The organism is Type-E symbiont of Plautia stali (assembly GCF_059731115.1).
In genome coordinates this window covers 1,730,388-1,743,311 of sequence record NZ_AP035906.1, presented here as the reverse complement: position 1 = coordinate 1,743,311, position 12,924 = coordinate 1,730,388, and the positions used below count along the sequence as shown (strand labels likewise).

Sequence of the window (12,924 nt, the reverse complement as noted above, 5' to 3'; positions counted from 1 at the left end):
ACCGGAATTCACACTCTAACGTTTTACACTGGTACGCAATATTTTGGGTAATTAACGTTAATTAGTTTCCTAACGCCAGTTTAGCCGCATTGTGACCGGCCTTGATACCGAAGATGATGATATCCGCTACTGCATTACCGCCGATACGGTTCGCACCGTGGATACCGCCGACCACTTCACCAGCAGCCCAGGCACCGGGAATCACCTGTTTCTGCGCATCCAGCACCGCGGTATCGGTGTTGATGGTGACGCCGCCCATAGTGTGGTGCACCCCTGGGGCGATACGGATGGCGAAGTACGGACCTTTATTCAGCGGGTGCCGCAGCGCCGTCTTACGACCGAAGTCTTCATCATCCTGCTTCGCCACAAACTCGTTGTAACGACCGAGTGTGGTTTGCAGCGCTTCCTGATCCATGTTGAGTTTCACCGCCAGCTCGTGCGGGGTTGGTGCGCTAATCACAAAGCCTTTGGCGATATACTCGTCGGCCGCTTTGTTGTTGGCGCGGACTTGCTCATCAAACACGATCCATGCGCTTTTCTCTGGCAGTGCGATGATCTCAGCAGAGACTTTGTCACGGGTTTCCATCTCATTGTAGAAACGATGACCCGCCTGGCTGACCAGAATCGCCCCGCCGCCACGCATCGCTTCAGAGATCAGATAAGACGTAGTCTGCTCAACCGTTGGGTGAATCTGGATCTCGCCCATATCCACGGTATCCGCACCGATTTTTTGCAGCATAGCGATACCGCTACCGGTGGCACCTTTGTGGTTGGTGGTCACGAAGCCATCCAGTTCCGGGCGATATTTCACCACCATCTCGCGGTTAGCACTGAAACCGCCGGTGGCGACAATCACGCTTTTCGCATTAAGAATGCGGCTGTCATTGTACTCATCCACCACTTTGACGCCGGTAACGGCACCGTTTTCCACCAGGATTTCTGAAACGGAGGTCTCCAGCAGCACTTCGATTTCGCGCTGGTTGACGTTTTTCACCAGGCCGCTGATCAGGAAGCCACCTACCGCTGAACGGTCTTCCGGGCGGTGCGTACGGTCGATGCTCATGCCGCCAGTGATGGTAATGTCGCACAGTTCGATATTTTTCGCCGCCAGCCACTCAATCGCTTCTGGCGCCTGCTCAACAAACTCGCGCAGCAGCACCGGGTTGTTTTTGAATTTACCGCCCTTCAGCGTCTCTTCGTAGAACAGCTCTTTGCTGTCTTCGATGCCTTTCAGTTTCTGATAGCGGGTTTCGGCGGCGTTCATGCCCACCGAGGCTTTGATGGTGTTACCGCCAATGGTCGGCATCTTCTCGATGATCACCACGCGTGCGCCGTCATCGTGCGCCTGAATCGCCGCCGCCAGACCGGCACCGCCAGTCCCCACCACCACCACGTCATAATTGACCGGTGCGTTCGGGTTACCGCCCTCTTCAATCACATACTCTTTGCTTGACGTGGTCAGTGCGCGGGACACCGCTTTTTTCAGCGCCTCACTCTGCGTGGTCGCACCGGTGATGGCATCGACGTGTGGGCTGTTCGCCACCAGAATGCGTTCACGCAGGCTTTCGAAGGTACTGGTAAAGTCGACATCCAGACTGGGATCCGGCACCAGTGAGATATCGGTGATACGGTCGGTGTCGAGCGTCACATTGATTTTCAGCTTCAGCGCTTCGGCTTCCACTTTCGCCTGGTAAACCCCGGCTTTGTATTTACGATGGCCATCGCTAACGTCGCGGATCATCGCATCCACCAGCGAGAAGCGCCACAGCGGTTCTGGAATCGTCAGCGCCTCACGCTTGGTGCTGTCGATGTAGAGCTCCATGTGCTCGTTTTTGATGATGCGGTCGGCCCAGTCCGGATAGGCGATGCAGGCTTTACCGACCGCCACCAAATCAAAGCCGTGCTCCAGCGCGTTCTCGGCATCTTCTTTATTCACCACACCACCCACGCCAATCACTGGCACTTTCGCCAGCGTGGCAGAGCGTTCGGCCAGGTATTTGGTGATCAGGGGCGTGGGATCTTTGGTATCGACAATCGATGGCCGCAGCAGCTGCCCGACGGAGAAGTGCACGTAGTCCAGACCGCGCGCCGCCAGTTTTTCCAGCAGATACATCGTGTCATCCCAACGGATACCGGGAACTTCCAGCTCTTCCGGTGAGAAGCGATAACCGATGATGAAGTCAGCCGCCGCAAAGCGATCGGCCATTTTATGGGTGATCTCCAGCACTTCCATTGGGAAGCGCGCGCGGTTATCGCGGCTGCCGCCCCATTTGTCGTCGCGCTGGTTGGAGTTAGGTGAGTAGAACTGCTGGATCAAATAGGTGTTCGCGCCGTGGATCTCAACACCGTCAAAACCGGCTTTGATCGCGCGGTTTACCGCATCACCAAACTTGGTGATCATCACATCGACTTCTTCGGCGGTCAGCGCTTGCGGTTTGGTGGCACCGTCACGCGGTGCGGCAATGGCGCTCGGTGCAACAGGGGTTTTACCGCCAATCAGCGCCGGTTCCACCATGCGGCCGCCGTGATAGATCTGCAGAATGGCTTTTGAACCTTCAGATTTGATCGCATGGGCGATTTTCGCCAGCCCGGCAATTTTGTTGTCGCTGTCGATACCCAACGCGCCAGGGAAAGCCGGGCCACGGTTATCAATAAAGCAGCATTCGACAATCACCGTACCGATACTGCCCGCACGTACGCGGTAATACTCGACCAAATCGCTGGTGACGCCGCCGTCAAAATAGCCGGTACAGGTGGTCATCGGGGCCATCACCAGACGGTTTTTCAGCACCGCACCTTTCGGCAGCGTTAGCGGGTTAAGGATTGGGGTGAGCTTATTCATAATGAGCAACTCCAGAATTAAGAAATTGTGTATTCAATTCTTTGGCGGTTCGGCGCGGCTTTATAATTATTTAAGTGGTCCGATTTCATGGCGTAAATATACCATTTTATTTAGTTACATAACCCAGAATGTTAGTTATATAAGTTTTACGTTTGGAAATGATATTTAATGCTCATTGCCAGAATAGGCGCTCCGCTAAGTTTTAACCAAGACTTGACAAAAATCAACTTTTTCCTTACATTTAAAACAAATGTAGTACTATCATAAAGATAAAAGCCTCCAACCCGCCTCATTTTGCTCGATTTTTCGCGTTTCGATAGTTTGTAGCGTTTAATCCACAGCAGACAGAAAGTTAAATAAAAAGCAAAAGATAAAAATTAAAAAACAGTGAATATTTTTTATTGATCTAGATCAAAGGAGATATTTTAATTAATCGCATCTTAGCTGCATTCAATTGATAATTCGCGTATCGAATTTGCAAAGCAAAGTTTCATCAAAGAACAAAATTTAAATTGTCACGACTCATCTGCTGCACGCATGTTGAAACCAAAAGAACAGTGTGTTCGTGACAATCAATCGCATTCTTCCTAACTTGCAGACAAAACTATGAACACACAAACAACCCAGAGTGCCTCCCCCGTAGTGCCTCCTGCGGCGCCGGGGAAAAAGAATCGCCTGATTATGTTGTGCCTGCCGATCATTGTGGCGGTGCTGTTGCTGCTGGTGCCGACCCCTGCCGGGCTGGAACCTTATGCATGGCACTTCTTCGCTATCTTCGTCGGTGTGATTGTCGGACTGATCTTTGAGCCGCTGCCCGGTGCCGTTATCGGCCTGACTGGCGTGGTGGTGATAGCGCTGTTCAGCCAGTGGGTGCTGTTTAGCCCGGCCGAACTGGCGGATCCCAAGTTTAAAACGGCGGCGCAGTCGTTTAAATGGGCAGTGAGTGGCTTCGGCAACTCCACCGTCTGGCTGATCTTCGGTGCCTTTATGTTTGCCGCCGGCTACGATAAAACCCAGTTCGGACGCCGCCTGGCGCTGATTTTGGTGAAGTATCTCGGCCGTCGCAGCCTGACGCTCGGTTACGCCATCACCTTCGCGGACCTGTTACTGGCACCGTTTACGCCTTCTAACACCGCGCGCAGCGGCGGTACCATCTACCCGATCATCGCCAACCTGCCGCCGCTGTACGGTTCAAAACCGAATGACCCGAGCGCACGTAAGATTGGTTCTTACCTGATGTGGGTGGCTATCACCGCCGCCTGTATCACCAGTTCAATGTTCCTCTCTGCACTGGCACCGAACCTGCTGGCGCTGGCGCTGGTAAAAAGCGTGGTGGGCTTCGAAATCTCCTGGGGTATGTGGTTCCTCGCCTTCCTGCCGCTCGGCGTGCTGTTGATTCTCACCATGCCGCTGCTGGCCTACTGGCTCTATCCGCCGGAAGTGAAGGTTAATGACGAAGTGCCACGTTGGGCGACCGCTGAACTGGCGAAGCTCGGCAAGCTGTCACGCAACGAAATCCTGCTGCTGGTGTTTGTGGTCTCAGCACTGATGATGTGGATCTTCGCTGCCGCATGGATTGAGCCAGCAATGGCCGCCCTGCTGGTTATCGTGCTGATGCTGTGGACCGGTGTACTCAACTGGAACGATATCACCAGCAACAAAGCGGCATGGAATACCTTTGCCTGGTTCGCCACGCTGGTCGCCCTGGCAGATGGTCTGGCGCGTGTGGGCTTTATCGCCTGGCTGGGTAAAGAAGGTGCGCAGCTGCTGCACGGTTATGACCCACAAGTCTCGGCGGTGGTGTTGCTGGTGGCCTTCTACTTACTGCACTACCTGTTCGCCAGTACCACTGCGCACACCACTGCGCTGTTGCCTGCGATGCTGACCATCGCCGCCTCGATTCCGGGCATCAACATGCCAGTGTTCTGTCTGATGATGTGTGTGTCCTTAGGTGTGATGGGTATCATCACCCCGTACGGCACCGGCCCAAGCCCGATTTATTACGGTAGCGGCTACCTGCCAACCAAAGATTACTGGCGTCTCGGTACCATCTTTGGTGCCATCTTCCTGATTGCTCTGATGGTTATCGCCTACCCATGGATGGTGATGATGTTCTGATGATGTTGCTCCGATGTTAAAATCGGAGCCGCGCAGTACCGTGAAAGTGTTATGATGCTCGCCAGTCAGCCCTTGCGGAGGGCTGGCGAGAGAAAATCTAAAAACAGATCGCCTAATTTGTCACCTGCCACTCTGACAGGCGACACGAAGCTAAGTGAGCCAACATGTCGAACAAACCCTTCTATTATCAGAATCCCTTTCCTCTCGCCAAAGATGATACCGAATACTATCTGCTGAGCCGCGATTACGTCTCAGTAGCCAACTTCGATGGCGAAGAGGTGTTGAAAGTCGATCCGAAAGCCCTGACGCTGCTGGCGAAGCAGGCATTCCATGATGCTTCATTCATGCTGCGCGCCTCGCATCAGGCGCAGGTTGCTGCGATTCTGGCGGATGACGAAGCCAGCAAGAACGACAAATACGTTGCCCTGCAGTTCCTGCGTAACTCGGAAATCGCCGCCAAAGGCGTGCTGCCGACCTGCCAGGACACCGGCACGGCGATCATCATGGGCAAAAAAGGCCAGCGCGTCTGGACCGGTGGTGGCGATGAAGCCGCGCTGTCACAAGGCGTTTATAACACCTTTATTGAAGACAACCTGCGTTACTCGCAGAACGCCGCGCTGGATATGTACAAAGAGGTCAATACCGGCACCAACCTGCCGGCGCAGATCGATCTCTACAGCGTGGATGGCGACGAGTACAAATTCCTGTGCATCGCCAAAGGCGGCGGTTCTGCCAACAAAACCTATCTTTATCAGGAAACCAAAGCACTGATTACCCCGGCCAAGCTGAAGAACTACCTGGTCGATAAAATGATGTCGCTCGGTACCGCAGCCTGCCCGCCATACCATATCGCGTTTGTGATTGGCGGCACCTCAGCAGAGAGCACGCTGAAAACCGTCAAGCTGGCATCAACCCACTACTACGATTCGCTGCCGACCGAAGGTAACGAACACGGTCAGGCATTCCGTGACGTGGCATTGGAGCAGGAACTGCTGAAAGCCTCACAAGAGCTGGGCCTCGGCGCACAGTTCGGCGGTAAATACTTCGCCCACGATATTCGCGTGGTGCGTCTGCCACGTCATGGCGCGTCTTGCCCGGTGGGCATGGGTGTGTCCTGCTCGGCTGACCGTAATATCAAAGCCAAAATCAACCGCGAAGGCATCTGGATCGAGAAACTGGAAGATAACCCAGGCCGCTATATCCCGGAAGAACTGCGTCAGCAGGGCGAAGGCGAAGTGGTGAATGTCGATCTTAACCGCCCGATGAGTGACATTCTGGCGCAGCTGTCATCCTATCCCGTGGCAACCCGCCTGTCGCTGAACGGCACCATTATCGTGGCGCGTGATATTGCCCACGCCAAGCTGAAAGAGCGTATTGATAACGGCGAAGGTTTGCCGCAGTACATCAAAGATCATCCGGTGTATTACGCAGGCCCGGCGAAAACCCCGGAAGGTTATGCCTCCGGTTCACTTGGCCCAACCACCGCGGGTCGTATGGACTCCTACGTTGACCTGCTGCAGGAACACGGCGGCAGCATGGTGATGCTGGCAAAAGGCAACCGCAGCAAACAGGTGACTAATGCCTGCCATAAACACGGCGGCTTCTATCTCGGCAGCATCGGCGGCCCGGCAGCGGTGCTGGCGCAGCAGAGTATTAAGAGTCTGGAGTGCGTGGAATATGCGGAACTGGGAATGGAAGCCATCTGGAAGATTGAAGTGGAGAACTTCCCGGCGTTTATCCTGGTGGATGACAAAGGCAACGACTTCTTCCAGCAGATCCACAATCAGTGTTCTGCCTGCGTGAAGTAAGGCTTTAAGCCGTGCTAAAACTAAAAATCCGCGGCTTATGGCTGCGGATTTTTTTATGGGGTGAGCACTGCGCGATGCTTACATCGCACCGAGTTGTACGTCTAACAGCATATCGGCATCATCATCGTTTTGACCAATCACGTAGATCGCCTGACGTCCCGGCAGATTCACCGTGATGATGTGCTGATCATCGGCATCCAGCACGTCATCGTGCTGTTCCTGAAACTTATGCAATGTGTTCATGTTTTTCCTTAAAATGGTGCGCGACTTTACTTTCCCTAAACTCTTATATCGACAAGACCCGGCTCAAATGTAGCGGAATATTCTGCTTTCGTGATGCAGGCACTCTGTCACGGCCAAATGACAGTCTGATTAAAGAAGTAACGCACATTTCTTACTGTGAGGATGTCAGTGCCGGACAACCTGGTAGCGCCGGATAACGGATGCAATCCGCTGTCACCGCCTTCTCACTGTGCGGTGTCCCATCCGGTGCCCAGCGGTAATCCACCATGTAGGCGCGATACACCGTGTTGCCACTGTAGTGATCGCGCGGCATCGCTTTGCCGTAAAACGGACTGACGTACTCCCAGACAATCGCGCCCTGCGGTGTCACCTGGAACAGGCGGCCGCTCTGCCCTTCGTTGATCAAGGTATTGCCATTCGGCAGGCGCTGCGCATTGCTGATATAGGCACTGTAGAAGGTGGAGATCGCTTGTCCCGATTTCTCGCCGATGTACTCCCAGACGATTTGTTTGGTCTGCGGGTTCACTTCAATGACGCGTGAAGCGGAGAAGAATCCTTGCCGCGTGGGCGGGAATCCGGCGTTGCCCTGATTATCAAAAATCAGAATATTGCCAGCCCCCGGTAAGCCCGGTCCGATCATGTGCACATCGTGCTCGCCAATCAGTTGATCCAGTGGACGCGGCAGCGGGGTATCCAGCTTCAGCGCTGGATAATCAGGCCCGATGCGCCACACCACTTTGCCCGTCTGCCGATCGACAATCACGGCCACGTTGCCGTTGCGCGAGTTAAACAGAATGTTGTCAGGGGCAAAGCGCTGATCGCCTTTATCAAACCACGGATTTGGCCCCAGCGGTGCCGCCGTGTTCATATGCAAAAAGTCAGCGTCCTGGCTGTCACGGATCATCGCCAGTTGCGCGTCAGAAAAACCCAGTTCATTGAGGTGATCGGCCACCGACCAGCTCCATAGCTTCTCTCCCTGCGGCGACACCTCCTCCAGCGTATTATCGATGATGCGATAGTTGTAGCCGGGCAGCTGGCGCAGTGCCGCGCCCAGCACCAGCGTGTTGCCATCTGCCAGGCGCTGGATTTCATGATGTTGATGCACCGGCTGCTGCTGACTGCCGTATTGCCACTGTACCGCACCGTTCCAGTCCACTTCCGCCACGCTGGCATTCACCATGCCGTTGCCGGGGCTGGCTTCCTTATCGAGATCTTTCTGACGCTCCAGCTGTACCAGCAGATGCCCCCGCTGGCCGTTGACGCGATCAGTGGGAATTGGCCAGCTCGGGAATCCTTCATAGGCCCAGCGATGCACTTCCTGCCCGGTCATATCAATTAAGTGGGTTTGGTTATCGCTGCCGGGGATCACCACATAACCGTTCCAGGCACGCGCGGGATCGTAATACGTCACGCCCGTAGGAAACGCACTGGGAATGGCCCACGCGCCAAATGAGAGGGACAACAGGCAGACAGACAACGTTGCCGCAATACGCATGATTCACCATCCTGACTAAGGGAGAAAGAAAACGCCCTTATAGGGTAGATGCGAATGGCGGCAGGATTAGTCCGAATGAGGCATGTGGGAGAAAAGGCAGCGGCATGACCCGCTGCCTGAGTGCTTAGAAGAAGCCCAGCGGTTGCGTGCTGTAGCTCACCAGCAGGTTTTTGGTTTGCTGGTAGTGATCGAGCATCATTTTATGGGTTTCACGACCAATCCCGGATTTTTTATAGCCACCGAACGCGGCATGTGCCGGATAGAGGTGATAACAGTTGGTCCAGACACGACCCGCTTTAATCGCGCGCCCCATACGATAGGCGCGGTTGATATCACGGGTCCATACACCTGCGCCCAGTCCGTATATCGAGTCATTGGCGATGGCGAGGGCTTCCGCTTCATCTTTGAAGGTCAGCACACCGACTACCGGTCCAAAGATCTCCTCCTGGAACACGCGCATGCTGTTGTCACCTTTCAGCAGCGTTGGCTGGATGTAGTAGCCGCTATCGAACGCTTCACCAATCTTCTCTACACCGCCGCCGTGCAGCACCTGTGCACCCTCTTTCTGCGCGATTTCCAGATAAGAGAGGATTTTGTCGAACTGCTGTTGCGACGCCTGCGCGCCAATCATGGTTTCGGTATCCAGCGGATCGCCGCGTTTGATGGTTTTAATACGTTTCATGACGGCCGCCATAAACGGCTCAAAGATCGACTCTTGCACCAGCGCGCGTGACGGACAGGTACAGACTTCGCCCTGATTCAGGAAACCGAGCACCACGCCTTCTGCCGCTTTCTCGATAAAGCTCTCTTCCGCATCCATGATGTCTTCAAAGAAGATGTTCGGTGATTTACCGCCCAGCTCAACGGTGGACGGGATCAGGCTTTTCGCCGCCAGCTCGAGGATATGTCCACCGGTGGCGGTGGAACCGGTAAAGGCGATTTTGGCGATGCCTGGATGTGACGCCAGCGCTTCACCGGCTTCTTTACCGTAACCGTGCACCACGTTGATGACACCCGGTGGCACCAGATCTTTGATCACTTCCATAAACAGGGTGATCGACAAGGGCGTCTGCTCAGCCGGTTTCAACACCACGCAGTTACCCGCTCCGAGCGCCGGAGCCAGCTTCCACGCCGCCATTAACAGCGGAAAGTTCCACGGGATGATTTGCCCGACCACGCCCAGCGGTTCGTGGAAGTGATAAGCGGCGGTGAATTCATCGATTTCTGCTGCGGTACCTTCTTGCGCACGCACGCAGCCCGCGAAGTAGCGGAAGTGGTCTACCGCCAGCGGGAGGTCAGCGGCCAGGGTTTCACGTACCGGCTTGCCATTATCCCAGGTTTCGTTGACCGCGATGTATTCCAGCTTCTCTTCCAGTCGATCGGCGATTTTCAGCAGCACCAGCGAACGCGCCTGCGGAGAGGTTTTTCCCCAGGCATCCGCAGCGGCCTGTGCTGCCGCCACTGCGTTATCGACATCGGCCTTGTCCGAACGCGGGAACTCGCCGATGGTAGAACCGTTAATCGGGGTGGTGTTGACGAAGTAATTACCGTTCACCGGCGCAACGAATTCGCCGTTGATAAAGTTGCCATAACGCGATTGCAGAGTGATGAGAGAACCTTGTTCTCCCGGAGCAGCGTAACGCATGGTGTTTCTCCTTGCGGACAGAGTGGCGAATAACAACTATGAAACCTGTTATTAACATTGATCGATCAATGTCAGCCTGTCAGATCGCAGAGCGGGAAACTGTGACCGCACCGAAGGAAAATTCCGGGAATGAGGGTTTGAGATTTAGGCGTGATGATCCTGCACGTCAGTCTCAGCATTGATTAAACGTTACGCTCTTGCCCGCCGCAGATGGCGGGAGTCTATTGCGCCACTTCACAGCCAGGTTATCAGCTTTACATCTCTCCAATTTCTTCCCCGCTTCGTTGCGGAAAATTCCGAGTTTTGGCGCATATGCAGCGAAAAGCGAAACAAACGCAATGAATTTGGTCAATATGAAACAGGATACTCATCAGGAGAAAGAGATGTTGGCTTCAGCCCTGACGTTAATGCGCGCCAAAGCGAACTTTGTTCAGCAATTTATTCGAAACCCGCGCAAGATGGGCAGCATCACGCCCTCCTCTGCTGCGCTGTGCCGCACCATGTGCGATGCCGCCAACTGGGATCACAGCCTGCGTATCGCCGAACTCGGTGCCGGTGACGGCGTGTTAACCCGTCATATTCTGGACAGAATGTCGCCGCAGGCTCAATTGGATGTGTTCGAGATCAGTCCAGATTTAGTGAAGAGTTTGCGCGCGTGGAGCGAACCGCGCATGCAGGTGCGTGCGTGCTCAGCCGAGTACTTGTCGGGTGAATACGATGTGATCTTTTCCGGCCTGCCGCTGCTGTCGCTGCCGCCGGAAACGCGCGAAGCGATTCTGAGCGCTGTGCACGATGTATTGGGCCCGCGCGGTGTATTTATCCAGTTTCAATACACCTCATTGACCCAACCTACTCTGTCACGTTACTTCACCTGGCAGCGCCAGCGGGTGCTGAAAAATATGCCGCCCGCCTGGGTTTATCGCTGCACACGCCATTACGCGCCCTGAGCCTGCACGCGCGGCTGCGGCCGCGTTTGCTGCCAGAATCTTTGGAGCAACTCACGTGACCAATCCTCACCGGCGACCTGCGCGCCATCATCACTCACGCCTTCCGGTAAGCAGGTGGTCATGATTTCGCGGGTAAACTCCGGGTGGAACTGCACCGACAGCGCCTGCGGGGAATAACGTAAAATCTGGCAGCCATCCAGCTCGGAACGTGCCAATACTTCAGCCTGCGACGGCGGCGTAATCACCGACTGGCGATGTGACAACCACGCCTGGAATTCACCTGGCAACGTCGCTAACCAGGGATCATCACTGGCAGTGTGGGTCAGGGTTTTCAAGCCGCGCTCCCAGCCGTTCGGGTTATCACCCACTTTGCCGCCCAGCGCATACGCCATCAGCTGATGACCGTAACAGACGCCCAGCAGCGGCAGCTCCGCTTCCAGCGCGCCACGAATCCATGCCGCCGTGCGTTCGCTCCAGTCGGCGTGGTCGGTGACCATCGCCCAGGAGCCGCTGAGAATCGCGCCGCTGACGCGATCAAACGCCGGCAGCTCTTCGCCAAGATGCGGACGGACAATCACATAGTCTTCCGGCTGCAGTTGCAGCGCATCAATAAACCAGACGGGTTGTTCACCAATTTGCGCCACAACCTGCGGTGGCGGCACTTCGAGTTGAATCAGAGCAAGGGGTAACGCGCGGGTGTGTGTCATTCCGAATTCATTCCTTAACGGAGTCAGCTTTCGGACATCCACTTTGACAGGAAATCAGTGACCTGTCTTATTTTTTTCCTGCATAAGCTCATGCCATAGCAAAAAATATTTTTGCACAATGTCACAGAAATGCACGGCTTCGTGCCATGATTAACCGGTGATTACCCCCTTTCATGTGAAGGATGACATTGTGGCAGTGCGGCATTTCTTTATGGTTCTGATGGTGGTCTCCATCTGGGCTTTCAATAACGTGGCAGTGAAGTGGGGATTGCTGGAACTTCCGCCGCTGTTCCTCACCTGGATGCGCTTTGTGGTGGTGGCGATTGTACTGGTGCCGTTCTGCCGCATTACGCGCGAACAGCTGCCATGGCTGCTCACCCTTGCCTTCACCTTTGGCTTTATGCACTTCTCGCTGCTGTTTGTCGGCATGCGCTTTACCGATGCCGGCACCGGTGCGATTGTGGTGCAGCTTGGTACGCCGATTGCCATGTTGCTGGCAATGCTGGTGCTAAAAGAGAAGCTGACGCTGGTACAGCTGTTTGGTATTGCGATCTCTTTAAGTGGCGTGGCGGTGCTCTCCGGCAGCCCCACGATTCCGGCGTGGTGGGTCTTATGCATCTTGTTGTGCAGCGCCTTTGGCTGGGCCATCAGCAATATGATCGTGAAGAAATCGCCGCCGATAAAACCGCTGACGCTCACCGGTTGGATCTCCTTCCTCGCCGTGCCGATTGTCGGTGCTGCTTCCTGGCTCACCGAATCGCACCAGTTACACGCCTTAAGTCATGCGGGCTGGCGCGGCTGGTTTGGTATTCTTTACAGCGCGCTGGCTTCCTCGATTGTGGCTTATACCCTGTGGTATTCGTTGCTGAAAAAGTACAACGTCAACTTAATCATGCCTTACTCGCTGCTCACGCCCGTGCTGGCCGTGTTGATGGGCGTATTTGTGCTGGGCGATAGCATGAACAGCTTCAAAATTCTCGGGGCGTCTCTGGTAGTGCTCGGTACCGCCATTGCGGTGATCAACCTGCGTAATCTGCGCATGCACGCGCGCTTTCCTCGCCTGCGCCGCCGTTAAATTCTCTCTGCTATGCTTGAGTCTCGCGCGTTTTCCGGAGACTC

The 12,924-nt window shown here is 54.9% G+C and carries 9 protein-coding genes; 4 read left to right on the top strand and 5 right to left on the bottom strand.

Translation table 11 applies throughout. From position 1 onward, the window contains the following. Positions 1 to 61: 61 nt before the first annotated feature. Positions 62 to 2,842, bottom strand: a complete 2,781-nt coding sequence (locus AC6I8L_RS07980; RefSeq protein WP_034821924.1) for a flavocytochrome c — start codon at positions 2,840 to 2,842, stop codon at positions 62 to 64. A gap of 606 nt (positions 2,843 to 3,448) precedes the next feature. Between AC6I8L_RS07980 and AC6I8L_RS07975 the strand changes: the two genes are divergently transcribed. Both AC6I8L_RS07975 and fumA read left to right on the top strand, forming a co-directional pair. After that, positions 3,449 to 4,960, top strand: a complete 1,512-nt coding sequence (locus AC6I8L_RS07975) for an anion permease (protein WP_034821926.1) — start codon at positions 3,449 to 3,451, stop codon at positions 4,958 to 4,960. A 164-nt stretch (positions 4,961 to 5,124) separates the two neighbouring features. Beyond that, positions 5,125 to 6,768 (top strand): class I fumarate hydratase FumA, encoded by a 1,644-nt coding sequence (gene fumA, locus AC6I8L_RS07970; protein WP_058959690.1) that lies wholly within the window; start codon positions 5,125 to 5,127, stop codon positions 6,766 to 6,768. Positions 6,769 to 6,846: 78 nt separating this feature from the next. Here fumA and AC6I8L_RS07965 read toward each other — a convergent pair whose 3' ends face one another. The 3 genes from AC6I8L_RS07965 to exaC form a co-directional block, all read right to left on the bottom strand. Beyond that, the gene (locus AC6I8L_RS07965) at positions 6,847 to 7,011 is read right to left on the bottom strand and encodes a hypothetical protein (RefSeq protein ID WP_166931753.1); all 165 of its coding nucleotides are present in this window, start codon (positions 7,009 to 7,011) and stop codon (positions 6,847 to 6,849) included. Positions 7,012 to 7,162: 151 nt separating this feature from the next. Then, positions 7,163 to 8,506: an aryl-sulfate sulfotransferase gene (locus AC6I8L_RS07960; RefSeq protein WP_082678098.1), complete on the bottom strand. Its 1,344-nt coding sequence runs from the start codon at positions 8,504 to 8,506 to the stop codon at positions 7,163 to 7,165. Positions 8,507 to 8,630: 124 nt separating this feature from the next. Then, positions 8,631 to 10,151, bottom strand: a complete 1,521-nt coding sequence (exaC, locus tag AC6I8L_RS07955; protein ID WP_058959688.1) for an acetaldehyde dehydrogenase ExaC — start codon at positions 10,149 to 10,151, stop codon at positions 8,631 to 8,633. Positions 10,152 to 10,534: 383 nt separating this feature from the next. On the opposite strand from exaC, the gene AC6I8L_RS07950 reads away from it, so the two are divergent. Further along, entirely contained in the window at positions 10,535 to 11,098 is a 564-nt protein-coding gene (locus AC6I8L_RS07950) for a class I SAM-dependent methyltransferase (RefSeq protein WP_058959687.1), read from the top strand. On the opposite strand, the gene AC6I8L_RS07945 is transcribed toward AC6I8L_RS07950, so the two are convergent. Beyond that, on the bottom strand, positions 11,086 to 11,805 hold the full coding sequence (locus tag AC6I8L_RS07945) for a glutamine amidotransferase (RefSeq protein WP_058959686.1): 720 nt from the start codon (positions 11,803 to 11,805) through the stop codon (positions 11,086 to 11,088). The genes AC6I8L_RS07950 and AC6I8L_RS07945 overlap by 13 nt on opposite strands. 190 nt (positions 11,806 to 11,995) lie before the next feature. Here AC6I8L_RS07945 and AC6I8L_RS07940 point away from each other — a divergent pair, with 190 nt between their 5' ends. Then, positions 11,996 to 12,880, top strand: coding sequence for a DMT family transporter (locus tag AC6I8L_RS07940; RefSeq protein ID WP_058959768.1), 885 nt, complete (start codon positions 11,996 to 11,998; stop codon positions 12,878 to 12,880). Positions 12,881 to 12,924: the final 44 nt, after the last annotated feature.

Excerpts from the sequence above, each read along its gene's own strand:
- AC6I8L_RS07980 (WP_034821924.1), bottom strand. The coding sequence starts at position 2,842 with ATGAATAAGCTCACCCCAATCCTTAACCCGCTAACGCTGCCGAAAGGT.
- AC6I8L_RS07975 (WP_034821926.1), top strand. The coding sequence starts at position 3,449 with ATGAACACACAAACAACCCAGAGTGCCTCCCCCGTAGTGCCTCCTGCG.
- fumA (WP_058959690.1), top strand. The coding sequence starts at position 5,125 with ATGTCGAACAAACCCTTCTATTATCAGAATCCCTTTCCTCTCGCCAAA.
- AC6I8L_RS07965 (WP_166931753.1), bottom strand. The coding sequence starts at position 7,011 with ATGAACACATTGCATAAGTTTCAGGAACAGCACGATGACGTGCTGGAT.
- AC6I8L_RS07960 (WP_082678098.1), bottom strand. The coding sequence starts at position 8,506 with ATGCGTATTGCGGCAACGTTGTCTGTCTGCCTGTTGTCCCTCTCATTT.
- exaC (WP_058959688.1), bottom strand. The coding sequence starts at position 10,151 with ATGCGTTACGCTGCTCCGGGAGAACAAGGTTCTCTCATCACTCTGCAA.
- AC6I8L_RS07950 (WP_058959687.1), top strand. The coding sequence starts at position 10,535 with ATGTTGGCTTCAGCCCTGACGTTAATGCGCGCCAAAGCGAACTTTGTT.
- AC6I8L_RS07945 (WP_058959686.1), bottom strand. The coding sequence starts at position 11,805 with ATGACACACACCCGCGCGTTACCCCTTGCTCTGATTCAACTCGAAGTG.